The 20313-nt window shown below is 67.4% G+C and carries 30 protein-coding genes; 14 read left to right on the top strand and 16 right to left on the bottom strand.

Going from position 1 to position 20313, the window contains the following annotated elements:
• Nucleotides 1–71 precede the first annotated feature (71 nt).
• The 3 genes from BEP68_RS14825 to BEP68_RS14815 are packed head-to-tail and all read right to left on the bottom strand — an operon-like array spanning nt 72 to nt 1479.
• Nucleotides 72–329 (bottom strand): hypothetical protein, encoded by a 258-nt coding sequence (locus BEP68_RS14825; protein ID WP_187250433.1) that lies wholly within the window; start codon nt 327–329, stop codon nt 72–74.
• Complete coding sequence (locus tag BEP68_RS14820; RefSeq protein WP_187250432.1) at nt 326–628, bottom strand: hypothetical protein; 303 nt, start codon at nt 626–628, stop codon at nt 326–328. The genes BEP68_RS14825 and BEP68_RS14820 overlap by 4 nt, the downstream gene beginning before the upstream one ends.
• Entirely contained in the window at nt 625–1479 is an 855-nt protein-coding gene (locus tag BEP68_RS14815; RefSeq protein WP_187250431.1) for a helix-turn-helix domain-containing protein, read from the bottom strand. The genes BEP68_RS14820 and BEP68_RS14815 overlap by 4 nt, the downstream gene beginning before the upstream one ends.
• Before the next feature lie 108 nt (nt 1480–1587).
• Between BEP68_RS14815 and BEP68_RS14810 the strand changes: the two genes are divergently transcribed.
• Complete coding sequence (locus BEP68_RS14810) at nt 1588–2439, top strand: hypothetical protein (protein ID WP_187250430.1); 852 nt, start codon at nt 1588–1590, stop codon at nt 2437–2439.
• Between the two features lie 64 nt (nt 2440–2503).
• Here BEP68_RS14810 and BEP68_RS14805 read toward each other — a convergent pair whose 3' ends face one another.
• From BEP68_RS14805 to BEP68_RS14765, 9 genes are all read right to left on the bottom strand, one after another.
• Nucleotides 2504–2932: an HNH endonuclease signature motif containing protein gene (locus BEP68_RS14805; protein WP_187250429.1), complete on the bottom strand. Its 429-nt coding sequence runs from the start codon at nt 2930–2932 to the stop codon at nt 2504–2506.
• Nucleotides 2929–3372 (bottom strand): hypothetical protein, encoded by a 444-nt coding sequence (locus BEP68_RS14800; RefSeq protein WP_187250428.1) that lies wholly within the window; start codon nt 3370–3372, stop codon nt 2929–2931. The genes BEP68_RS14805 and BEP68_RS14800 overlap by 4 nt, the downstream gene beginning before the upstream one ends.
• Entirely contained in the window at nt 3372–3989 is a 618-nt protein-coding gene (locus BEP68_RS14795; protein WP_222839456.1) for a hypothetical protein, read from the bottom strand. The genes BEP68_RS14800 and BEP68_RS14795 overlap by 1 nt, the downstream gene beginning before the upstream one ends.
• Nucleotides 3986–4564, bottom strand: a complete 579-nt coding sequence (locus BEP68_RS14790; RefSeq protein WP_187250427.1) for a YqaJ viral recombinase family protein — start codon at nt 4562–4564, stop codon at nt 3986–3988. The genes BEP68_RS14795 and BEP68_RS14790 overlap by 4 nt, the downstream gene beginning before the upstream one ends.
• Nucleotides 4561–5106: a hypothetical protein gene (locus BEP68_RS14785; RefSeq protein WP_187250426.1), complete on the bottom strand. Its 546-nt coding sequence runs from the start codon at nt 5104–5106 to the stop codon at nt 4561–4563. The genes BEP68_RS14790 and BEP68_RS14785 overlap by 4 nt, the downstream gene beginning before the upstream one ends.
• Nucleotides 5103–5255 (bottom strand): hypothetical protein, encoded by a 153-nt coding sequence (locus BEP68_RS14780; protein WP_187250425.1) that lies wholly within the window; start codon nt 5253–5255, stop codon nt 5103–5105. The genes BEP68_RS14785 and BEP68_RS14780 overlap by 4 nt, the downstream gene beginning before the upstream one ends.
• Complete coding sequence (locus BEP68_RS14775; protein WP_187250424.1) at nt 5252–5422, bottom strand: hypothetical protein; 171 nt, start codon at nt 5420–5422, stop codon at nt 5252–5254. Before BEP68_RS14775 ends, BEP68_RS14780 begins: the two co-directional genes overlap by 4 nt.
• A complete protein-coding gene (locus BEP68_RS14770; protein ID WP_187250423.1) occupies nt 5419–5661 on the bottom strand; it encodes a hypothetical protein in 243 nt (80 codons plus the stop codon). Before BEP68_RS14770 ends, BEP68_RS14775 begins: the two co-directional genes overlap by 4 nt.
• Nucleotides 5662–6016: 355 nt before the next feature.
• Nucleotides 6017–6226 (bottom strand): hypothetical protein, encoded by a 210-nt coding sequence (locus BEP68_RS14765; RefSeq protein WP_187250422.1) that lies wholly within the window; start codon nt 6224–6226, stop codon nt 6017–6019.
• Between the two features lie 142 nt (nt 6227–6368).
• Between BEP68_RS14765 and BEP68_RS14760 the strand changes: the two genes are divergently transcribed.
• The 10 genes from BEP68_RS14760 to BEP68_RS14715 are packed head-to-tail and all read left to right on the top strand — an operon-like array spanning nt 6369 to nt 12620.
• Nucleotides 6369–6707 (top strand): hypothetical protein, encoded by a 339-nt coding sequence (locus BEP68_RS14760; RefSeq protein ID WP_187250421.1) that lies wholly within the window; start codon nt 6369–6371, stop codon nt 6705–6707.
• Nucleotides 6704–7159 carry an ImmA/IrrE family metallo-endopeptidase gene (locus BEP68_RS14755; RefSeq protein ID WP_187250420.1) on the top strand — a complete coding sequence of 152 codons (456 nt, stop codon included), beginning with the start codon at nt 6704–6706 and terminating at the stop codon, nt 7157–7159. The genes BEP68_RS14760 and BEP68_RS14755 overlap by 4 nt, the downstream gene beginning before the upstream one ends.
• Nucleotides 7156–8628 (top strand): recombinase family protein, encoded by a 1473-nt coding sequence (locus BEP68_RS14750; RefSeq protein WP_187250419.1) that lies wholly within the window; start codon nt 7156–7158, stop codon nt 8626–8628. The genes BEP68_RS14755 and BEP68_RS14750 overlap by 4 nt, the downstream gene beginning before the upstream one ends.
• A 3-nt stretch (nt 8629–8631) precedes the next feature.
• Nucleotides 8632–9345 carry a CpaF family protein gene (locus BEP68_RS14745; RefSeq protein ID WP_187250418.1) on the top strand — a complete coding sequence of 238 codons (714 nt, stop codon included), beginning with the start codon at nt 8632–8634 and terminating at the stop codon, nt 9343–9345.
• Complete coding sequence (locus BEP68_RS14740) at nt 9342–10199, top strand: type II secretion system F family protein (RefSeq protein ID WP_053096949.1); 858 nt, start codon at nt 9342–9344, stop codon at nt 10197–10199. Before BEP68_RS14745 ends, BEP68_RS14740 begins: the two co-directional genes overlap by 4 nt.
• 5 nt (nt 10200–10204) lie before the next feature.
• The gene (locus tag BEP68_RS14735) at nt 10205–11134 is read left to right on the top strand and encodes a type II secretion system F family protein (RefSeq protein ID WP_222839455.1); all 930 of its coding nucleotides are present in this window, start codon (nt 10205–10207) and stop codon (nt 11132–11134) included.
• A gap of 19 nt (nt 11135–11153) precedes the next feature.
• On the top strand, nt 11154–11366 hold the full coding sequence (locus tag BEP68_RS14730) for a hypothetical protein (protein ID WP_187250602.1): 213 nt from the start codon (nt 11154–11156) through the stop codon (nt 11364–11366).
• 12 nt (nt 11367–11378) lie between these two features.
• Nucleotides 11379–11789, top strand: a complete 411-nt coding sequence (locus tag BEP68_RS14725; protein ID WP_187250416.1) for a TadE/TadG family type IV pilus assembly protein — start codon at nt 11379–11381, stop codon at nt 11787–11789.
• Nucleotides 11779–12213, top strand: a complete 435-nt coding sequence (locus BEP68_RS14720) for a TadE family protein (protein WP_261987881.1) — start codon at nt 11779–11781, stop codon at nt 12211–12213. The genes BEP68_RS14725 and BEP68_RS14720 overlap by 11 nt, the downstream gene beginning before the upstream one ends.
• Nucleotides 12210–12620: a hypothetical protein gene (locus BEP68_RS14715; protein WP_187250414.1), complete on the top strand. Its 411-nt coding sequence runs from the start codon at nt 12210–12212 to the stop codon at nt 12618–12620. The genes BEP68_RS14720 and BEP68_RS14715 overlap by 4 nt, the downstream gene beginning before the upstream one ends.
• A 50-nt stretch (nt 12621–12670) precedes the next feature.
• Here BEP68_RS14715 and BEP68_RS14710 read toward each other — a convergent pair whose 3' ends face one another.
• Together BEP68_RS14710 and BEP68_RS14705 are read right to left on the bottom strand one after the other, a co-directional pair.
• Nucleotides 12671–13225, bottom strand: a complete 555-nt coding sequence (locus BEP68_RS14710; protein ID WP_053096941.1) for an NUDIX hydrolase — start codon at nt 13223–13225, stop codon at nt 12671–12673.
• Nucleotides 13222–14454: an MFS transporter gene (locus tag BEP68_RS14705; protein WP_187250598.1), complete on the bottom strand. Its 1233-nt coding sequence runs from the start codon at nt 14452–14454 to the stop codon at nt 13222–13224. Before BEP68_RS14705 ends, BEP68_RS14710 begins: the two co-directional genes overlap by 4 nt.
• A 108-nt stretch (nt 14455–14562) precedes the next feature.
• Here BEP68_RS14705 and prfB point away from each other — a divergent pair, with 108 nt between their 5' ends.
• Nucleotides 14563–15672: a peptide chain release factor 2 gene (gene prfB / locus BEP68_RS14700; protein WP_053096937.1), complete on the top strand. Its 1110-nt coding sequence runs from the start codon at nt 14563–14565 to the stop codon at nt 15670–15672.
• Between the two features lie 12 nt (nt 15673–15684).
• Here the strand turns inward: prfB and BEP68_RS14695 are convergent, their stop codons facing one another.
• Together BEP68_RS14695 and BEP68_RS18265 are read right to left on the bottom strand one after the other, a co-directional pair.
• Complete coding sequence (locus tag BEP68_RS14695; RefSeq protein ID WP_187250413.1) at nt 15685–16731, bottom strand: DUF2510 domain-containing protein; 1047 nt, start codon at nt 16729–16731, stop codon at nt 15685–15687.
• A gap of 21 nt (nt 16732–16752) precedes the next feature.
• Nucleotides 16753–18180, bottom strand: a complete 1428-nt coding sequence (locus BEP68_RS18265) for a DUF2510 domain-containing protein (RefSeq protein WP_261987880.1) — start codon at nt 18178–18180, stop codon at nt 16753–16755.
• Between the two features lie 139 nt (nt 18181–18319).
• On the opposite strand from BEP68_RS18265, the gene ftsE reads away from it, so the two are divergent.
• Together ftsE and ftsX are read left to right on the top strand one after the other, a co-directional pair.
• Nucleotides 18320–19372, top strand: a complete 1053-nt coding sequence (ftsE, locus tag BEP68_RS14685; protein ID WP_053096931.1) for a cell division ATP-binding protein FtsE — start codon at nt 18320–18322, stop codon at nt 19370–19372.
• Nucleotides 19369–20283 (top strand): permease-like cell division protein FtsX, encoded by a 915-nt coding sequence (gene ftsX / locus BEP68_RS14680; protein ID WP_056280135.1) that lies wholly within the window; start codon nt 19369–19371, stop codon nt 20281–20283. Before ftsE ends, ftsX begins: the two co-directional genes overlap by 4 nt.
• Nucleotides 20284–20313 lie beyond the last annotated feature (30 nt).

Raw genomic sequence — 20313 nt, 5'->3', positions numbered from 1 at the left:
GCAGTCGGTCTTGCAGGGCGTCCGCTTCTCGCGGGGCAGGGGATCCGGGCAGGCGCCGGGAGGGAGGTTCTTCACGGCAGCGCCTCGGCCTTCTTCTTCGGCACGGGGATCCCGCGGCGTTGCAGATGCGAGGCAGAGACCTTCGAGCAGAGGCCGAACGCATCGAGACGGTTCACCGTCTGACCGCACAGCCGGCACTTCGGCCAGACCTCGTGCATCATGTCGACGATGCGAAGACGCTCCAGCGTCACCTCACGGTTCGGCTCCCAGACCTTCTCCTCGACGGCCGCGAGCGACCGGGCGATGTTCGCCTCCAGCACGGCGGTCATGCCGCATCCTCGATCAGCTCGGCCTCACGCTGCGCCGCCCACTGCTTCTCGAACATCGCGAACGTGATCCGCGGATGCGACGCCCAGTGCTCGACGAGCTCCTCCGACGCGTACGCGAGCGCGCGCGTCTCGTTCCCCATGAACAGCGAGAACGGATCGATGCCCTTCTCCCGGCCGCGAGCATTCAGCATCGCGCCGCGCGTAGCCTCCTCCGCCGCCTCATACTGCGCGTACAGGGTGCCGTCGTACTCGGCGCGGCACTCCCGCCACGCGTCGAACGCCTCGCTGATGATGCTCACGCGGCACCTCGCGCTCGCAGCTCGGACTGTTCGAATGCCCCGAGCCCCAACTCCTCGCGGATCCGCTCGACGGTCTTCGACGCGCAGCCGATCGTTTCCGCGATCCGCCCGTCCGACCAGCGCTCGCGGTGCAGGCGCAGGACGCACTCGCGACGCTCCAACGGAGTCAGCCGCACAGGCTCGCCCTGCATCGCGAGGACGACAGCGGTCTCGTCGATGGAGTCGATCTCGTCAGGGACGGGCGGCTCCACATCGGTGTCGATGTCGTCCCACGCCAGAGCCGGGAGCCACCGACGAGCCTTCGCGAAGTTCTTCGACCGCGAGTATGCGACTTTGTCGGGCCAGGACTCGTGGGGCGGCTCCTGATTCCAGAGCTCCTCGAATAGATCCCGCGCGGCGAGGTGCGTCGACACCATCACCTGATCGCGGCGCAGGAGTGTGGTGAGCTCGGCGTTCCCCAGGCCCATGCGGGTGGCGAGCTTTGCCTGAGACCATCCGCCGACGACGAGCGCCTGCAGTCGCCGGTGCGTGCCAGTTGCTGGCACCTTCTGGCCGGGCGCAAGGTTCTCAAACACGGGCTGTACCGCGAGGATCTTCTCGGCGGTTTCGCGCTTGACGCGCTTGAGCATCTCACCGTGACGCGGGCCAGGATCCTGGCGACCCCAGATGATGTTCCGTGCCGGGGTGATGCCGACGCCCGCGAGCATCGCGACCCGCTTGTAGCCGATCCCGAACTCACCGAGTGCGAGCATGTGCTCCCGCACCGGTGCGACATCGACGAGGCCGCTGTCGTAGCGCCCGTAGGCCTTCTGCTTCTTCCGATCCAGCTCGCGGGCGTTGTGCGCCTCCACGCACGGCGTGCAGCGGCACTGGTGCTGGATGAAACATGTCGACGCGACCGCGTGCTTGTGCGCCTCAGGGCAACGTATGGGCGCCTTCTCGCGCGGCGGGAGCTTCACATGCTGCCCGAGATCGCCGGCCTTCCACGCAGCCTGATAGTGGCGACGGCAGAGGCGCCGAGCGACGGTGCGGCCCCCGCATCCCTCCTGAGTGCAGACCTGCGGCTTGCCGGTCATCGGGTCACCCCCGATAGAGTGCGCTTCGTGACAGAGACCATGACGAGTTGCATCGTCTTCTTGCCCGCGATCTGCGCCGAGTTCTCAATCGCATTGCCAGTTTGGGAACTACTAGCCACGGTGCTCGTGACGGGCTCGGTGACCTTTCTGACGATCTTTTGGAGTCTCCGTGCTGCTCGTGCGGAGACTACGCGCGCGATCGCGGCTGCGAAAGAAACCGAACGACGCGAGCGAGAGGAACGCCAGGCAGCTTCTGACGCGGATGAACGGCGACGCGTTCGACGCGAGCGAATCGCTCTCGGTGAGTCGCTGTTTCGAGCTGCGCATGACCTGTACGCAGTGAGGAACGAAGACCCGAAGAGTCCCCGCCGGCTAGCAGCGCGGGCGGCCTGGACATCGCTCGGCATACCGTTCGGAGCAACCGCGGTTGTCGACGCAAACCGGGTGTATGAGTACGCGACGATCCTGATCGACCGCGGCATGAATCCCCCAGGGCCGTCGGACGCCGAGGAGACCTTCCCTGAGTGGCTGCCTCGGACGGAGTTCCTGCGCCCTATTGAGGATGCTGTCTTGGAGTGGGCGCGGGATGGAGCGCTTTCTTCGACGAACCTGAAGGTCATTGAGGAAGTCGAGGCGGCGCATATGGCCGCCAACGAACAGCGGAAGGCGCAGACGCTGCTTTGGCTCGATTTTCTGGCCTCAATAGATGAGGGGCGAATGGACGAGTCTGAATGATCACACGATTGCTCGATAGGGCCACCGATGAGCGACGCGCCTCTGTCCTCCGCAAGTGTGCCGCTCATGCTGCTGCTCCGATGGTGTGGGCGCGACGGTATTTCGCGACGCGGGCACGGATGCAGATCCGGCAGTCGCGGCTTCCGTCGGGGCGGGTGTAGGTGTTCTCGGGCGTGTAGTCGTGCCCGTTGATGCACGTCACGAGCGCAAGCGCGCGGCGGCGGGCGTTCTCGGCGCGGGTGACCGGCTCGAGGTGGTCGGGGTTCACGCACAGAGGCACCCTGCAGAGGTGGTCCAGCTCGAGGCCGGTCGGGATGGTGCGGCCAAGGGCGAGCCAGACGTGCCGGTGCGCGGTGGTGCCGCCCGACTTGCCATAGCCCTTCCACACAGGGCCGGTCCACAGCCAACACTTCGCGGTGACCTGGATGCGGTGCCACGGCACCCGACGGCGGCCAGCCGACCGCGACGGGGTAGGGATCTCGACGAGAGTCATCGCTGCCCCATCCCGAACGCGGTCGAGATCCGCTTGCCGATGTTCATGAGACCGAAGGACCGGTTCTGGACCGCCTTCTGCATCTCCTCGGCGTAGCGGAGCTTCTCCTTCGCGAGGTTCAGCTCGTGCCGCTCCTCGCGCGTCTTCGAGATCGCGAACTGACGGGCCAACTGCGCGCCCTCCGAGGCGTGCATGACCATCAGGTCCGAGAACCGGCCCTCGTACTTCTCCTCGGCGCGGTGTCGGTCCTCATAGAGCACGACGATCACCTGTGCGATGTGCTCGATCAGATCCGCGATGTCGGTAACCTGCTGGTCGATCGTGGCCGGGGTGATCGGGACGCCGTAGATCCCGGACGGGATCGCGAGCATCTCGCGCACTGCAAGCTCGGCGGGGGAGAGGCGCAGCTCTCCCGTAGCGCCGTCGGTGATGTCGCCCATCAGAGCGCCGCCTTTCGTGCCGTGAGCGCGGCCATGAGGTCGGGCGTAGCCCAGCCCTCGGCGACTGCCTCGGCGTGAATGTCTGAGAGCCCGGCGATGTCGACGGCCTGGGCGACACGCTTGCGCCAGGCGGGCTCGGGCTTCGTCTCGGGTGCTGCGTCGTCTCCGCGCTCGACAGAAGCGTCGTGCAGGTCGCCCTTATGCCAGAGGTCGAGGGCGGCTCCGAAACGCATTCCGGCGTTGCGGAGAGCGTCACCGATCGCCTCCTTGACCGCGTTTCCGCCTCGCTTTCCCTGCGCATCCCCGTACCCGAGGCGGGTGACACCGCACACAGTGAGTCGAATCCACAGCCCGCCGTTCGCGTCAAAAACCGGCGCGCCAGTGGTTGGGTCGGTGGCGACGAACTCCCACGACCACTCAGGGTCGGCGTCCAGCAGACGATCGGTCAGCGCGGCATGTCCGACATAGTCGAGATGCACCGCGGGGAGTCCGTGGTATCCGCCGCACTCGTTGCACTTCCCTTTCGGGGAGTCCGCCTTGTACGGCTTGGGGAGCTTGTTGATCTGGTTCGCGTCGAACGGCTCGCGCAGACGCGCAAGCCCCGTCTTCTCGGTCATGCCGCTTGCCTTTCGTCAGATTCGAGCAACCGCATCGCAGTCGCCTCAAGTTGGGTGATGATCGTTTCGTCGCGCTCCACCCACCACGTGAGTGGTTCGAGCAGCCCGGGCATGAACACGCCGTTGACCTCGGTGCGCGGCATGAATGCGTACAGGCACCGTTCGGCGCCCGTCGTCCGGAACTGCCACTGGATCTGGCGAACGTGAGGGAGTGGGGGCTTCGTGGGCGTCTTCCCGCCCGTCTTGATCTCCGCGATCACTGTGTGATCGAGCGACAGGCCGTCAGGGGTGGACAGCAGCCGCGGGTCGTCCTCGGCTGCGATCAGCCAGTGGTTCGGCATGATCCCGAATTCGCCCTTGACCCACATGGCGATCCAGTTCTCGTTCTCGCGTCCGAATCGCATGTAGTCGTTGTCCTCGACCTCGATTGGGTTGCGGAGGTCGCTGAGCGCCTCGGTGAATCCGGAGGGGGTGGCCGCTTTCGCGACCTGTGTGGCTGTCACGCCGCCGCGCCGCGCGGCCAACCAGGCGGGTCGGTCGTCCGATGGGGCAATGAACCGGTCAGCGGTAATCATCTGGCGACCTCCCACATCGCCCGTGCGTCATCGACCGAGATCGTGTGGGCGGCGAGCCCCTCGCACAGATAGACAGCGAGATCGTCTCGACGAGAAGGCATCATGTCGGAGCGCTGGGTCTCCGAATCGCCGACCGGGGCGTTGAGTGAGATGTGGTGGACGGATCGGTCCTCAAATCCGATGGTCGGGCGCTTCCCAGCCGGGAACGAGCATCGGATCTCGTCGGCTATTGCGCGCCGTTCTCTCGCGCTGACTTCGCGGCCGGTTACTTGCTCGTGATGAGCGATCCTGGCGTTGAGCATCGCCCGACCTTTGATGTCCCGGTGGTGCACCCCCGGCGCCTTGTGCTTTGACGCCATAGATCGCGTCGCGTATAGCAGGAACGCGGTGGACGGAAGGTCTGCCGTGCCGCGCCCCTCCTGCTCAAGAATCATCACGAGGGTGTCGCTCGCGATGTCGTCGGCGTCCGTTCCTGGGGCCGCGTAGTGCTTGGATGCCCGCTGCACGGTTCGGAGGACCTCTGCAGCCAGTGCCGGGGTCATGCTGCGCCTCCGAGGTCTTCCTCTTCGGCGCGGTACAGCGCTTCCTCGGCTTCGTCGCGGCGGCGAATGGCGGCGGTCAGTGCTTCCTCAGCACGGATCACGGCGGTGCGTGCGGCAGCGAGGCGGTTGCGGGCGGAATCAACGGTCATGTCGGAGTCCCTTCGTCGTCGCTGGCTCGGACGGTCCAGCAGAAAATGAGAATGAAGATGAGGAACAGAAGGGCGAGGATGCTCGAGCCGAGCCCTCGCGGGATGAAGAACAGGAGCACGAGGCACTCGACCGCGAGGAAGAACGAGGCGAGCTGGACGGCGATCACTGGATGCGCTCCGTCCACCGGTGCCCGCAGTCGCCGTGAGGGCACGCGACGTCCACGAACACGGGATCGGGCCCATCGATGACGAGCGCGCCGACATGCCGGCCACACTCCGGGCAGTCGGTCTCGAGGATCGCCGTGTCGAACCGGCGCGGGTTGAACTCGGCCCGGTCCTCCTTGACACGCGTCGCGTCCCCGAGGTAATCCGGGATCTCGTCGACGTGCGCCAGATCGGCGCTCACGCCGCGGCTCATCGTCGGCTCCCGCGAGCGACCCGGAGGAGGTGGTCGCGGGTGTGGAGAGGGGACTCGACCTGGGCTGCCGCCCCAGCGGAGCCCAGGTCGGCCGTGCCGGAATCCCCAGCCGGCGAGTCGACCCCCACGGTCGACTGGTTTGCGATGTGGCTCGCCGCAGGACGCGGGACGGCCTCAGAAGGTAGGATCTGGGTGAGCATCTCGAGTGCTCCTTTCATTTCGTGATTCGCCCCCGTTGCCGCGGGGGCGTTTCCGTTTGGTCAGGCCGCAGCAGGCGTGGCGGCTTCGGTCATCGCGACCTCGGCGAGGTAGTCGGCCAGCTCGGCGAGGCACTCCTCGCGAGTCATGCCGCCACCAGCGTCGGGAGCTCCGCGCCGAGCGCCTCGGCAGCCGCCAGAGCGGTGTCGAGCTTCATCGGCGTGGTCTTGTTCTTGACCTCGGCGAGGATGCGCTTGTACGGAATCCCGGTGGTCCGCGAAAGCCAGAGCCAGGTGCGTTCCTGCTGTTCCATGAGGCGGGTGATGTTGCTCACCGCCGTTTCGCTGTTTCCCATAACAAGAACGATACTTCCCACATTTGGGAAACGTGAGTTAAGAACAGATGTTCTATGTTTCCCACAACTGGGAAGTGGGTTCTCCACAAGTTTGCCGAGAATATGCATCGCGTTCCCAGAAATGGGCACTAGTCTTTCCGTTATGGGAAACGAACTCGCTGACGCCATCCGTTCGCAGCTCCGGCTCGCGCTACTGGGCGAGTACGGCACGCTCGAGGTCGCAGCGGAGGCGCTCGGCATGTCTTACAAGACGCTGTATCGCCACCTGACGCCGACCGGGAAGGACCGTACGGCGCGCGTCTCCCTCGACTTCGCCCTGGACGTGTCGAACCACCTGTCGTCGGTCGCCGGCATTGACTTCGCCGAGATCTACCGCCGCGCGCAGATTCGCGCCGATGTCCCAGCCCCCGACCAGGATCAGGAGAGCTATGACCTGGCCGCGCGTCCGCGGGCTACTGACCGGGGGGAGGACATGGAGTGACGTCCACGCTGTACCAGATCGCCGCCATGCTGGGGGTGACCGTCATCTTCGCGGACCTCACTCACCTGGGCCGCGACGGCGACTACAACGCCAAGACGAACACGATCCGGCTGCAGGAGGGCATGTCGCGCCGCCTCCTCCGATCGGTCTTCGCGCACGAGCTCTGCCACGCAGTGTGGGGCGACGTGCCGTCCAGGTTCGGGCCTGTGAATGCGAAGCAGGAGCGGCGAGCCGACGAGTGGGCGGCGCTCCGCCTGATCGACCTCGACGACTACCGCGAGGTCGAGTACCTCCGCGAAGGCAACGTCGCGCTCATGGCCCAAGACCTTGAGGTCATCGACGACATCGTGCGCGCCTACCAGCGCATCCTGCAGCGCTTCGGGAACACCATCTACGTCGCGCCGAGAATGGGCGTCGGTCAGTGGATAGACAAGGTCGAGGCGCTCGTATGAGAACGCTCCGCGGAGCCGCTGCTCCGAGCCCTCGTCGCCGGGGGATCGGAATGATCCGCGTCTCCAAGGAGCGCGAGGGCATGACCTCGCCCGAGATGCAGCGAACCGCGATCCAGCAGTGCGCCGACGCGAACGGCGTCGAGATTGTCGACTGGGTAGAAGGCATCGACGAGTCGGGATCAGACCGCAAGTCGGCATGGTGGCCGCGCCTTGACGAGTCGATCGCCCGGATGGAAGCGGGGGAGTACGAGGTCATCCTCGTCTGGCGCTTCTCTCGCGTCGGCCGTCAGCGCCTCCGGTGGGCGATCGCGCTCGACCGGGTCGACACTCTCGGCGGGGCTATCCTCTCGGCCACCGAACCGATCGAGTCGGCCACGGCGTCGGGCAGATTCGCTCGCGGCATGCTGGGCGAGCTGAACGCCTATCAGTCCGAGCTCATCGGCGAGCAGTGGAAGGAAACCCACGAGCGCCGCAGACGCGCAGGACTGCCCCACGGGGGACACCAGCGCTTCGGCTATCTGCTCGTCGAGGGGCGGTTCGAGCCCGACCCGGTCACCGGGCCGATCCTCGCGGAGGTCTACCGTCGGGCGATTCGCGGAGACGGATCCGGGCGGATCACGCGGTGGCTGAACGAGGAGGGCATCCTGACGACCTCCGGGCTCCCGTGGCTGAACACGAACCTCTTTCAGATGCTCGACGGCGGCTTCGGCGCCGGCCTCATTGTTCACAGGCCCGGGTGGAAGAACAAGCGCCTCCCGAAGGCACAGTGGAAGTTCTACCCCGGCGCGCACGATGCAGTGATCAGCGCAGACGAATGGGCCGCATACTGGGCGCGGCGCCTCGAGCGTTCCGAGCCGTCCCGAACCATCGAAGCGCGGCACCTCCTGACAGGGCTCATCTACTGCGCCGACTGCGGCGGACGCATGCACTACTCGCACCACCGCTACGTCTGCACCACCGCGACCCGGTACAAGGGACTCGGACGCGCCGTCGTGACCGTCAGCGCGGAGATCGCCGAGGCGGCCGTCGGCGACTGGGTGATGACACTTGCAGAGGACACGGACGCGCTCCTCGCTGCACGCGTGGCGACGACTAAGAAACGCGTGCGCTCCGTGAACGACGCCGAAGCGATCGACCGCCGTGTGGCGCGCATCGATGAGCGCATGGCAACGCTGACGATCCAGGCACTCGACAAGACGATCCCGGAGGCTGCCTATCAGGCGACGATCCGCAAGCTCGACGCCGAGCGCGCGAGCCTCACCTCGCGGCAGAAGTCCCTCGAGCTCGTCAACGCGCAGCGCGAAGCCGACGTCCGAGAAGTGGCCGTGACGCTCAGTAGCGCGTGGCGTTCACTCGAGACCCATGCCCGCCGTCAAGCTCTGCTCAAGGTCGCCGCCGCCGTGCTGATTCGTCCGGGCAGAGGAGCGCAGCGGGCACTCGTGATCCCGCGGTGGGATCTACGTAGTTAGTTATTGCCCGTCAACATCCGCAAGTTCCTGCCCCGGTATCGAAGCCTCGAGGCGCTCGTCGACCACGGGGCGCTGACTCCGGACCTGGCCGCGATGCTTCGTGACGCGATGCGCGCGGGCAGGAGCGTCGTCGTGTCCGGTGCCACCCACGCAGGCAAGACCACCTTCCTCGGCGCGCTGCTCGACTCGTGCGCCGACCGTCAGCGGATCATCACCGTCGAGGAGACCTTCGAGCTCGCGGTGCAGGGACCGGATGTCGTGTCCTTGCAGGGGCGTCAGGCGAGTCTGGAGGGAACGGGGGAGATCACGCTGCGCAGGCTCGTGAAGGAGGCGCTGAGGATGCGACCCGATCGCCTCGTCGTCGGCGAAGTCAGAGATGCGGAGGCGCTCGACCTCGTCCTCGCACTCAACACGGGGGTGCCGGGTGCTGCGACCGTGCACGCGAACTCCGCGGGGGAGGCGCTCGACAAGCTCACGCTTCTGCCGCTCCTCGCGGGACGGAACATCGATCGATCGTTCATCGCGCCGGCCCTCGCAGGCGCGGTCGATCTCGTGGTGCACTGCGTGCGTGACGACACCGGAGTGCGACGGGTGCACGAGGTCATCGCGCCGACGGGCGCGGTGGTCGACGGCCGGATCATCACGCGAACCGTATACATCCGCGGCGACGAGGCGTCCACTGAACAGACGGCGTGGCGTCGCGGAGGCACTCTGTGACGGTCCTGCTCGGTGCGATGCTCGCCGCCGGTCTGCTGCTGTGCGCATCGCCGTGGCTCTGGCCTCCGCCTCAAGATGGAGGAAGGGTCCGGCACCGCGGCCGTCTGACTCGCCTTCTCGAAGAGGGCGGCATGGCGTCTGTCAGCCCGCGCACGCTCCTGCTGGTGATGCTGACGGTCGCGCTCGCCGCCGCTTCCTCTGTCTGGCTCTTCACAGCCATCCCGGTCCTCGCGGGCTTGGCAGGCGCGACCGCGGCCGTCGTGCCGATCGTCTTCGTGCGTTCCCGACGCCTCCGGCTGCGCAGACTTCGTCGCCAGCTCTGGCCCGACGTCTGTGACCTGCTGATCGCATCCATCCGTGTCGGACTGTCACTGCCGGACGCCGTCGCGAGTCTGGCCGAGTCATCGCCGACGATGATGCGGCCGGCCTTCGCCGTGTTCGCCAGAGACCTGCGCGCCACCGGCCGCTTCGAGACGAGCCTCGACCGGCTGAAGGCAGCGTTGGCTGATCCCATCGCCGATCGGATCATCGAGACGCTCCGTATGGCGCGACAGGTCGGCGGCACCGAGCTCACAGGCGTCCTCCGCGCGCTGTCGTCGTCGGTGCGCGCAGACGCCGTGCTGCGCGGCGAGGTCGAAGCCAGACAGTCATGGATCCGAGGCGCTGCCGTGCTCGGTGCCGTCGCGCCCTGGGTGATCCTCGGCCTGCTGGTGCTGCGCCCTGAGGGCGCGGCCGCCTACGGCACCGGTGAAGGGATGCTGGTGATCTGCGGGGGAGCTGCCGTGTCGGTGATCGCCTATCGCTTGATGATCCGTATCGGTCGGCTCGCCGAGCCGGGGCGGTGGTTCGGGTGAACCCGATGTCCGCGATCGCCGTCGCCGTGCTCGGCGGCGGAACACTCGGCATGGGGTTGCTCTGCATACTCGCGTCGCTTCCACGGTGGTCGGCAGCGCCGCTGGCTCTGCGCATCGCGCCCTATGTGCGCGATGCGGTCGCCGATGAAGACCTGCCCGGGAACGCGCTCCCGCGAGTCGGCGTGCTCTCCGCGGGTGACCGCGCATTCTGGCTTCGGTCACGTGTGCTCTTCGAACGCCTTGTGGGCGGCGGCGATGCTCTGCATCGGAGGATCGAGCAGGCGGGGATTCCTCTGGAGCAGGGGGCCTTCCGCGGGCGTCAGCTCGGCTGGGTGCTCGCCGGCATCGTCATCGGCTCGATCGCTGTGATCGTGTTCGCGATCACGGGCCGGATGAGCCCGCCGATCGCCCTGCTGCCCGGGATCCTCGGAGCCGCAGCCGGGTTCGCATACGACATGCGGCTCACGGCTCGCGTCGCTTCGCGTCGCGCCCGGTTGACCGACGAGCTGCCAACCACTCTCGAGTTCCTCGCGCTGTGCCTGTCGGCGGGTGAAGGCTTCCTGGACTCGCTGCGTCGGGTGGCCGCGGTCGGCTCCGGCGAACTGACCGGTGAGTTCCGCCGCGTGGTGCTCGCTGTCGGCACGGGGTCGCCGCTCGCCGACGCGCTCACGGAGATGGCCGCGCGACTGCAGCTTCCGGGGCTCTCCCGTGCGATCGACCAGGTGACCGCCGCGCTCGAGCATGGCGCGCCGCTCTCGGCCGTCCTGCATGCGCAGGCGGGGGACGCTCGCGAGGACGCCAAGCGGGTCCTCATCGAACAGGCCGGTCGGAAGGAGATCCTGATGCTCCTCCCGCTCGTCTTCCTGATCCTCCCGCTGTCCGTGCTCTTCGCCATCTACCCCGGTCTCTTCATCCTGCGACTCGGCATCGGCTGAGCGACCACGAAAGGACGACATGCACACCTCTCGACCACGCAGCACCACCAGGGATGCCTCGCTCACCCCCGATCTCATGGACGATCTCGTCGGCGACGAATCGGGGGACGTACCCGGATGGGTGCTGGTCACACTGATGACAGCCGGTCTGGTGGTGCTCATCTGGGCGGTCGCCGGCCCGGCGCTCAGCGCACTGTTCGAGCAGGCCATCCAACGCGTCTCCGGTCTCTGACAGCGCTCCCTGATGACCGTCGATCCACCGCGGCGCCTTCTCGGCGATGAACGCGGATCGAGTCCCGTGGAGTTCGTGCTCGTGGGCACGCTCCTCACCCTTCTCACTCTCGCTGTCATGCAGCTCGCGCTCGCCGTCTACGTGCGCAATGTCGTGCACGACGCGGCGGTCGAAGGGGCCTACTACGCGGCCCTGGCAGACACGCCCATGGAACAGGGCGTGGAGCGCGCCCGCGCGGCGATCACCCTCGCGGTCGGGGCCGAGTACGCCCACGATGTGACGGCCGTTCGATCGGCGGCACTGGATCGCGCGACGATCGAGGTGCGCGTCCGAACGACGCTCCCCGTGATCGGGCTGCTCGGGGTGCCCTTCGCGTTGGAGGTGCAGGCGCATGCGCCGGAAGAGTCCTTCGATGATCGATGACGAGGGTTCGGCGACACTCGAATTCATCACGGTGGGCGTCATCCTGCTTGTGCCGTTGGTCTACCTGATCATCGCGCTGGGCGCGATTCAGGAGCAGACACTGGGAGTCGGGGCGGCCGCGCGCCACGTCGCGCGCACGATCGTGCTCGCACCGGATGCCGCCACTGCAGCAGTGCGGAGTGAGCTCGTGCTCGCCGACGTCACCGATCAGTACGGCATCGATGAGGAATCGACCGAGGTGTCTGTGGCGTGCGTGCCCGTCGGGACGGAGTGTCCGTCGGCCGGCGCGGTCGTGACCGTCACGGTCACGGCGTCGGTGTCCCTGCCACTGATGCCGGCGGTCTTCGGATCGGACTCGGCGGCCGCGATCCGAGTCGAGGGGTCGGCGGTCCAGAAGGTCTCTCGCCTGTGGGGCACCGGATGAGAGCGTCGGGTGACGACGGAAGCGTGCTGCTGCTGACGCTCGGCTATGCCCTGCTGGCGCTCGCACTCATCTTCGTGAGTGTCTGCGCGACCGACCTCTACATCTCGCAGAAGCGGCTGGATGCGATCGCTGACGCCGCAGCGCTCGCCGGAGCGGACGGCTTCACCCTGGCTGTGGACGGAACGACGGCACGGGCGAACCTCACCGATCAGGGGGTCAGAGAGCAGGTCGACGCACTGCTCGCCGCGCTGCCGTCACCCGTGGACCTCGATTCAGCGTCGAGCCCCGACGGGCACTCAGCACGCGTGACCGTCTCGACCCTGTGGCATCCGCCGCTCGTGTCACTGTTCGTGACCGACGGGGTGCGCCTCGAGGCGACGGGGACGAGTCGCACCGCTCTGGGGTGATCGTTCGCTCGGGTCGACCTGCACGAGGGCGACCTCCGCCGGATGCGACGTCAGCTCACCAGACGATCGCGCAGTCGTCGCACCCGCCCGGCGAAGCCCTGCGGCACCTGCGACGGCAGCGCGTCGATCGCCCACCAGCGCACGTCCTCCGACTCGTCGCTCACGATCAGGTCGGCATCGTCGCTGATGACGACGCCGATCCCGATGTCGAGATGGGATGCGCACCGACCGAACGCCGAGGACAGCGCGTGATGATCGAGGTCGTACACGAGCGGTTCCGCGCTGGCGGAGACGTCCACACCGGTCTCCTCCCGCAGCTCGCGCAGAGCGGCATCCGCCACAGAGGTGTCGTCGGGTTCGAGATGTCCGCCTGGCTGCACCCAGAACTGCCCCTTGGCGTGGAAGACGAGCAGCGTGCGAGTGAGTGAGCGGTCGAACACGAGCGCCGAAGCGGTCGCGTGATCGGGACCGTCGTCGCGGGAGACCGGCCCATGATCGTCGGCGAAGAACGTCGCGAAGTCGGCCGCGACATCGCGATCGTGATCCGTCGACGACGGAGCCGCGACGACCAGCCGGCGCACGTCTGCGCGGAGGGCAGCGGTCATGACTCCTCCTGTGTGCTGCGCGGAACGAAACGCGGGATCCAGCGGATGAATCCACCCGCGCCGATCAGGCCGATCGCACCCATCGCCGCTGCGGCGATCGGCAGTGACGCGATCGCGACGATCGCCGACACCAGCAGCGGAGCGGCCGCTCCGCCGGCATCCGTCAGCGTGCGCCACGAGCCGAGGAACGCGGCGGGCTCCTTCTTCGGCGCGACGTCGGCGCCGAGTGTGAGCAGAATGCCGCTCGAGAGCCCGTTGCCCACCCCGAGCACGGCGGCGAACATGCCGAACCACAGGACCGCGGCTTCCAGGTCGTGCGTGAAGGAGAGGGCGAGGAACCCCGCGCCCATCAGCACCATCGCCGGCATAGCCGCCCACAGACGCCCGAACCTGTCCATCACCTGGCCGCTGGCGTAGAACAGGGCGAAGTCGATCGCTCCCGAGATTCCGACGACGAGGGCGATGGTCGAGGCGTCGAGTCCGAGTGAGAGTCCCCACAGGGGAAGCACGACCTGACGTGCCGATCGCACCGCGGACAGCGACGCGGCGGCGAGTCCCAGTCGTCCGAGCACGCTGCGCTGTTGCCACATCGTGCGGAAGATGCCCGCGCGCGCGGTCGTCGGAATCGAGCCCGTGACCGGTTCGCCGGAATCATCCGCGAGTGCGGCGGTGCGCACAGGGGTCGTCGGGGCGATCGTCTTCTCGGGATCGGGGCCCAGCAGCACGAGCAGCACCATCACGACGAGACAGCCCAGGAAGAACCAGATCGCGGCTGATTCCGAACCGAACAGCTGCAGGAGCCCAGCGGCGACGAACGGCCCGATGAAGATTCCGAGGCGGAAGCTGCCACCGAGCAGCGAGAGCGCGCGAGCACGGAACGCGAGGGGAACCCTCGTCGTCATGAACGCATGACGCGCCAGGCCGAAGGCGGCCGCGCAGAACCCCAGGAGGAACACGGAGGCGGCCAGCACGCCCAGCGAGGGGGCGAACACCATTCCGACGCCGGCGACGATCGCTATCGCACCCGCGATCACCATCGTGAAGCGCTCGCCGATGCGCGCGACGGCCCAGCCCGCAGGAAGGTTGCCGCACAGCTGACCCACGACGAGGGCGGATGCCACCAGGGCGGCGAAGGCGACGTCGGCACCCATCCGCGCAGCGATCACCGGGATCAGAGGGATCACCGCGCCTTCACCGAGCGAGAACAGCACGGTCGGGAGGTACACCATCGGTCCGAATCGCCTGAGGACCGTGGATGCGCTGCTCACCCGATTCACGCTACTCCCGTTCGAACGCCGTCCCCGCCCGCAGGGGCGGCACGTTAGGCTGGACGCGACATGCTCGAACTCGATCTCTCCGCCGACATCCAGGCCCTGCGACTCACCTACGGTGACATCCGCGAGGTCATCGATGTCGAGACCCTCCGCTCCGACATCGCGCGCCTCAGCGAGGAAGCCGGCGTGCCGGACCTCTGGGACGACCCCGAACGCGCCCAGAAGGTGACCAGTGCTCTGAGCCACCGCCAGTCGGCGCTCGCCAGAGTCGAGGGCATCGGTCGTCGACTCGACGATCTCGAGGTTCTCGTCGACCTGGCGAACGAGATGGGCGATGAGGACTCCGCCGTCGAAGCGCGCGCCGAGCTCAACGCGCTCACCGAGATCATCAATCAGCTCGAGGTGCAGACGCTGATGGACGGCGAGTACGACGAGCGCTCCGCCATCATCACCATCCGCTCGGGTGCAGGCGGCGACGACGCCACCGACTTCGCCGAGATGCTCATGCGCATGTACCTGCGCTGGGCCGAGCGCCACAAGTATCCCGTCAAGGTTCTCGACACCTCGTACGCCGAGGGTGCCGGCATCAAGTCGGCGACGTTCGAGATCGACGCTCCCTACGCATTCGGAACGGTGTCGGTCGAGGCAGGGACGCATCGCCTCGCCCGCATCAGTCCGTTCGGCTCGGCGGACAAGCGGCAGACGTCCTTCGCCGCCGTCGAGGTCATCCCTCTCATGGAGGAGGCGACCGAGGTCGACATCCCCGAGAACGACATCCGAGTCGACGTCTTCCGCTCGTCGGGTCCCGGCGGGCAGTCCGTCAACACCACCGACTCCGCCGTGCGCCTGACTCACCTTCCGACCGGCATCGTCGTCTCGATGCAGAACGAGAAGTCGCAGATCCAGAACCGTGCTGCCGCGATGCGCGTGCTTCAGACCCGACTCCTGCTGCTGCAGAAGGAGGAGGAAGCCGCGAAGAAGAAGGAGCTGGCCGGAAACATCACGGCGAGCTGGGGCGACCAGATGCGCTCGTACTTCCTCTACGGTCAGCAGCTCGTGAAGGACCTCCGCACCGGACACGAGTCGGGCAACCCGGCCGCCGTGTTCGACGGCGATCTCGACGGGTTCATCTCGGCCGGCATCCGCTGGCGCAAGCGCAAAGACGAGGACTGAGCGACGCTCGTCTCAGCGGTCGGCGCCTTCGAGGGTGCCCGTGATCTCGTCGTAGCTGATCACGATGCACTGGACTGCGCGGTCGTTCATCCGCTTCCATGACGACTCAGTCGGTACGAACCAATAGTTGTCGAGCTCCGAATCGGCATAGGGGATGCCGACGAACTCCTCGAAAGCGACGTCGCACCTCTCGGCCGCGATGGTCTGCAGTTCGTCGTCCCCGGGGAATTCGCCCTCTGGCACATCGAAGATGAAATAGACCTCGTCGGTGTGCGGCGCGTCACACGGAACGATCGGAAGCTCGTACACCTCTTCCTCCCATTCGATGAGCGGAATGCAGTGACCGACCTCGAGTTCGTTGACCGTCACGGTCTCGGTTCCCGCGCTGCCGGGAGAGCCTTCGGCGGTGTCGTCGGGTTCTGTGCTCTGGGTCGCCTGAGGGGTCGAGGTGGACGTCGGCACGATCGACGACAGCCCCGAGGCGCCCAGGGTCAGCAGCATCATGGCGATCGCGACGACACCACCCAGCACGGCCACCGCGATGCCCGCCGCTCCCGGCCACTTCGCACCCCGGAGGAACAGGGAGATCAGCGAGAGCACGAATCCGATCCCGAGCAGAACCCCACCAGCCATCGAGATCGGCGGGATGCACGAGAGGACCACGCCGAGCGCGGCCATGCCGAGACCGATGATGCCGAGCACAGAGACCTTCGTGTTCGCCTTCGGGGGCACAGGGCCGTACGACCCGAACCCTGCCGTCGCATCGTGGGAGGCGACGACGCCTGCCGAGGTCGCGGGCATCGACGCGCGCCCGTACTGCGGCACTTCTGCGGAGGCCCCGGGGGAGGGATTCGACGACTGCCAGGCATAGGGCGGTTCGAAGATCGGGTCCGCTGACGCGGCGACCGTGGGCTCCTCCGTGGCATGCTGGCCGTGCCCCTGTGGCGTGTTCGCCACGGACGACGTCTCGGTGGTCACGGTGTGCTCAGTCCAGACTGCGCCGTCCCACCAGCGCTGTCGGCCCGCTCCGTCGTCGTACCACCCTGCCGGCACCGTCATGATCGCCGTTCCGCTCGGGTCTCAGCCGGCCGACGGAGCGACGTCGATGCGCGCGATGTCGCGTCCGGCCTCGTCAGTGACGACGAAGACGTAGGACTCGCTCTGGGCGATGTCGAAGGTGATCGGGCCGCTGACCGTCTGCCCCGGGTCGAGAAGCTCGTTCGGTGCGCCCGTCACGAAGAAGTCGACCTGACCCTCGACTCCCTCTGCCGTCTCCAGAGAGGTGAACAGCGGGTTCGCGGCCGTCGTGCCCTCGACACCGGTCCACGTCGTCTCGAGGGTCACGTAACCGCCGTTGGTCGAGGGGACGCTCGAGCCGTCGCTGGTCGCCCAGCGCGCCTCGGTGACAGTGATCTCGCCGCTCCCGCCCAGGAAGGTGAGTGCGACGGTGTCGCCGATCGTGCCCTCTTCGACCTGCGCGGACCCCGTGCCGTCGTCGGTCGTGCCGTCGTCGATTCCGGTGTCGGAATCGCTCGACGGCGGCGCGGACGGCAGATCGCGCACGGCCTCGGACACCGTCGCGAAGACGATGACGAAGAACATGACGACCGCGATGATCGCGCCGATGATCGAGAGGATGAGTCCGGAGATGCCGGGCCACTTCCTGCCCTTGAGGAAGAGCGAGATGAGCGAGACGATGAAGCCCACGCCGAGCAGGAGCCATCCGAGCCAGAAGATCACCGGGATGCACGACAGGATCGTTCCGAGCGCCGCGAGTCCGAGCCCGACGAGCCCGAGGACCGACGGGCGGGCCGGAGCCACCGGGGTCGTGGCGCCGTATGCGGGCGGGTATCCGGCGGGCGCACCGTACTGCTGTCCGGCGGGAGCGTACGCGGCGGCGCCGGGGTACGAGGGTGAGGGTGCCGCCGAACCCGGGTATGCGGGCGCGACCGGGTAATCCTGGGGATACGAGGGGGCTGCGGTGCCCGGGTAGGAGGGTGCACCACCTTCGGAGGGACCCGCGGTGTTCGCATACGGGGGCACGATGTCGTCGGTCGGCGTCGGGGACTCCGGAGAGGTGGAACCCTGCTCATGCGTGGTGCCGGCGTCGTCGACAGGGGCATCGGTCATGGGCGCGCCGTATGAGGGCGCGGCGCCCGCGTCCTGGTGGGCGGACGGCTCGGCCGGAGTCTCCGCGTCGGCGCGGGAGTCGGAGGGTGCGGGCGTGTTCCACGACTGGCTCTCGACCGCGGAGACCGACTCGATCGCAGCGGCCGTCTCCGCGGCTGCTGCCGAATCGGGAATCGCGTCGGACGAGGAGTGGCCCGATACGTCAGCCGACTCGGAACCCCGGTCCGTGGTCGCTTCGCCGGTCAGACCGCCGGCCGACTCGCCTGCTGCAGACGGGGCGGATTCCACGATGGGGGCGAAGTGCTCGGTCCACTGGGTGCCGTCCCACCACCGCTGACGCCCGGATCCGTCGTCATACCAGCCTGCAGGCGTCGTCATGGTTCCCCCTCGGAGTATCGTCCATGCTGACGGCACGGATCGGCACCTCCATGTATAGCAGTGGAGTGCGACACGCAGGGGGGTCGAGCGGGGTGTCGCTCGCAGGCAGACGAGGGTGCGCGCTTAGGCTCGAACCGCCATGATTCGGTTCGAGAACGTCACGAAACGCTATCGCGGGACCTCGCGGCCCGCTCTGTCCGATGTCGACTTCGAAGTGCAGCGCGGGGAGTTCGTCTTCCTCGTCGGCGCGTCGGGGTCGGGCAAGTCGTCCTGTCTGCGACTCATCCTCCGCGAGGACGTGCCGACGACGGGTCGAGTCGCCGTGCTCGGCCGCGATCTGCGTTCGCTTGCGAACCGGAAGGTGCCGTACTTCCGCCGCCACATCGGATCCGTGTTCCAGGACTTTCGACTGCTGCCGTCGAAGACCGTCTACCAGAACGTCGCCTTCACTCTGCAGGTGACGGGCTCGTCGCGCGGCTTCATCCAGCAGGCCGTGCCCGAGGCGCTCGCGCTGGTCGGACTCGACGGGAAGCAGAAGCGGATGCCGCACGAGCTCTCCGGCGGCGAGCAGCAGCGCGTCGCGATCGCACGGGCGCTCGTGAATCGCCCCCAGGTCCTGCTCGCGGACGAGCCGACCGGAAACCTCGACCCGGCGACGTCGGTCGACATCATGCAGCTCCTCGCCAGGATCAATGCCGGAGGCACCACAGTGCTGATGGCGACACACGAGGCGGGCTTCGTCGACCAGATGCAGCGTCGGGTCATCGAACTTCGCGATGGCGAGATGGTGCGAGACGAGGTGCACGGCGGCTACGGAGACACGTCGAACATCCCGCGTCTGGTTCCCGAGGAGGTGCGCGGCGCCGCCGCGGCCGCTGCACTCACTGCTGTGCAGGAGGTGCAGCGCCAGACCGCCGACCTCTCGCTGGTCCGCGCCGCGCTCGCTGAGGAGCTCAGCGCGCAGCGCAAGGCGGAATCGGCGTCCGCAGACGCCGTCCCGACCGCATCCGAGACTCCCGAGGCTCAGGCGGCGCCGATCGAGCCGCCGGTGATAGACGAGCAGCCGGCGGTCGCCCTCGCGGCGCGGACGCATCCCATCGTGCTGCCGCAGGTCGACGTCGCCGAGCTCGGGGTGGCCGATCGACTCGGTCTGTCCGACGACGGCACGGAAGAAGTGGGGCCGACGTCGTGAGAATCGGACTCATCCTCGCGGAGGCCCTCGGAGGGCTTCGTCGCAACATCTCGATGGTCATCTCCGTCGTGCTCGTGACATTCGTCTCGCTGACCTTCGTCGGCGCCGCGATCCTGATGCAGGCGCAGATCGGCACGATGCGCGGCTATTGGACCGAGCGGGCGCAGGTCGCCGTCTACATGTGCTCCGACATCTCGGAGCAGGACACCTGCGTCGACGGCGGCGCATCGGAGGAGCAGGTCGACGCCGTGCGAGCACAGCTCGACGGCGAGGCGCTCGCTCCTCTCATCAGCGAGGTCAGCTTCGATTCCAAGGAAGACACCTACGCCAAGCTCGTCGATCAGCTCGGCGAGGACCAGGCGAGCGTGATCTCGCCCGAGCAGGCGTTCGAGGTCTTCTTCGTCACCATGAAGGATCCCGGCCAGTCGCAGGTCATCTCCGAGGCGTTCAACGGTGTCGCGGGGGTGGAGCAGGTCCAGGATCAGCTCCAGTACCTCGAACCCCTGTTCTCCGCCTTGACGGTCGCGACCTACATCGCGGTCGGTATCGCAGCGCTCATGCTGATCGCCGCCATCCTCTTGATCGGCACGACCATCAGGCTCTCCGCGTACGCCAGACGCAAGGAGATCGGGATCATGCGCCTGGTGGGGGCGTCCAACCGCTTCATCCAGACGCCGTTCGTCCTGGAGGGCGTCTTCGCTGCCTTCCTCGGCTCGGCCCTCGCAAGCGCGGCCGTCGTCGCCGGCGTCCACTTCGGCGTCGACGGCTACCTCCGAGGACGCGTGCCGTTCATCACGACCTGGGTGTCGATGCAGGACGCTGCCGTCGTCGTCCCGGTGCTGATCGGCATCGGCGTCGTGCTCGCCGCGCTGTCGGCGGGTTTCGCGATCCGTCGCTGGCTTCGCACCTGACCCGCGCGCCGGTATAGACTGACAGGCTGT

This window comes from Microbacterium sp. 4-7, from assembly GCF_014332665.1.
Taxonomy (GTDB): Bacteria; Actinomycetota; Actinomycetes; order Actinomycetales; family Microbacteriaceae; genus Microbacterium.
Note: the sequence above shows the minus strand (reverse complement) of the source record. Positions and strands in the feature narration are given on the sequence as shown.

Bases quoted from the DNA above. Each gene is read 5' to 3' on its own strand.
- BEP68_RS14795 (WP_222839456.1), bottom strand. From the start codon at position 3,989: ATGACCGAGAAGACGGGGCTTGCGCGTCTGCGCGAGCCGTTCGACGCG.
- BEP68_RS14730 (WP_187250602.1), top strand. From the start codon at position 11,154: ATGCACACCTCTCGACCACGCAGCACCACCAGGGATGCCTCGCTCACC.
- BEP68_RS14725 (WP_187250416.1), top strand. From the start codon at position 11,379: ATGACCGTCGATCCACCGCGGCGCCTTCTCGGCGATGAACGCGGATCG.
- BEP68_RS18265 (WP_261987880.1), bottom strand. From the start codon at position 18,180: ATGACGACGCCTGCAGGCTGGTATGACGACGGATCCGGGCGTCAGCGG.
- BEP68_RS14760 (WP_187250421.1), top strand. From the start codon at position 6,369: ATGGGAAACGAACTCGCTGACGCCATCCGTTCGCAGCTCCGGCTCGCG.
- prfB (WP_053096937.1), top strand. From the start codon at position 14,563: ATGCTCGAACTCGATCTCTCCGCCGACATCCAGGCCCTGCGACTCACC.
- BEP68_RS14785 (WP_187250426.1), bottom strand. From the start codon at position 5,106: ATGACCCCGGCACTGGCTGCAGAGGTCCTCCGAACCGTGCAGCGGGCA.
- ftsE (WP_053096931.1), top strand. From the start codon at position 18,320: ATGATTCGGTTCGAGAACGTCACGAAACGCTATCGCGGGACCTCGCGG.
- BEP68_RS14695 (WP_187250413.1), bottom strand. From the start codon at position 16,731: ATGACGGTGCCGGCAGGGTGGTACGACGACGGAGCGGGCCGACAGCGC.
- BEP68_RS14750 (WP_187250419.1), top strand. From the start codon at position 7,156: ATGAGAACGCTCCGCGGAGCCGCTGCTCCGAGCCCTCGTCGCCGGGGG.
- BEP68_RS14735 (WP_222839455.1), top strand. From the start codon at position 10,205: ATGTCCGCGATCGCCGTCGCCGTGCTCGGCGGCGGAACACTCGGCATG.
- BEP68_RS14805 (WP_187250429.1), bottom strand. From the start codon at position 2,932: ATGACTCTCGTCGAGATCCCTACCCCGTCGCGGTCGGCTGGCCGCCGT.
- BEP68_RS14715 (WP_187250414.1), top strand. From the start codon at position 12,210: ATGAGAGCGTCGGGTGACGACGGAAGCGTGCTGCTGCTGACGCTCGGC.
- BEP68_RS14765 (WP_187250422.1), bottom strand. From the start codon at position 6,226: ATGGGAAACAGCGAAACGGCGGTGAGCAACATCACCCGCCTCATGGAA.
- BEP68_RS14790 (WP_187250427.1), bottom strand. From the start codon at position 4,564: ATGATTACCGCTGACCGGTTCATTGCCCCATCGGACGACCGACCCGCC.
- BEP68_RS14800 (WP_187250428.1), bottom strand. From the start codon at position 3,372: ATGGGCGACATCACCGACGGCGCTACGGGAGAGCTGCGCCTCTCCCCC.
- BEP68_RS14710 (WP_053096941.1), bottom strand. From the start codon at position 13,225: ATGACCGCTGCCCTCCGCGCAGACGTGCGCCGGCTGGTCGTCGCGGCT.
- BEP68_RS14705 (WP_187250598.1), bottom strand. From the start codon at position 14,454: ATGGTGTACCTCCCGACCGTGCTGTTCTCGCTCGGTGAAGGCGCGGTG.
- BEP68_RS14825 (WP_187250433.1), bottom strand. From the start codon at position 329: ATGACCGCCGTGCTGGAGGCGAACATCGCCCGGTCGCTCGCGGCCGTC.
- BEP68_RS14780 (WP_187250425.1), bottom strand. From the start codon at position 5,255: ATGACCGTTGATTCCGCCCGCAACCGCCTCGCTGCCGCACGCACCGCC.
- BEP68_RS14720 (WP_261987881.1), top strand. From the start codon at position 11,779: ATGATCGATGACGAGGGTTCGGCGACACTCGAATTCATCACGGTGGGC.
- BEP68_RS14810 (WP_187250430.1), top strand. From the start codon at position 1,588: ATGCTGCCCGAGATCGCCGGCCTTCCACGCAGCCTGATAGTGGCGACG.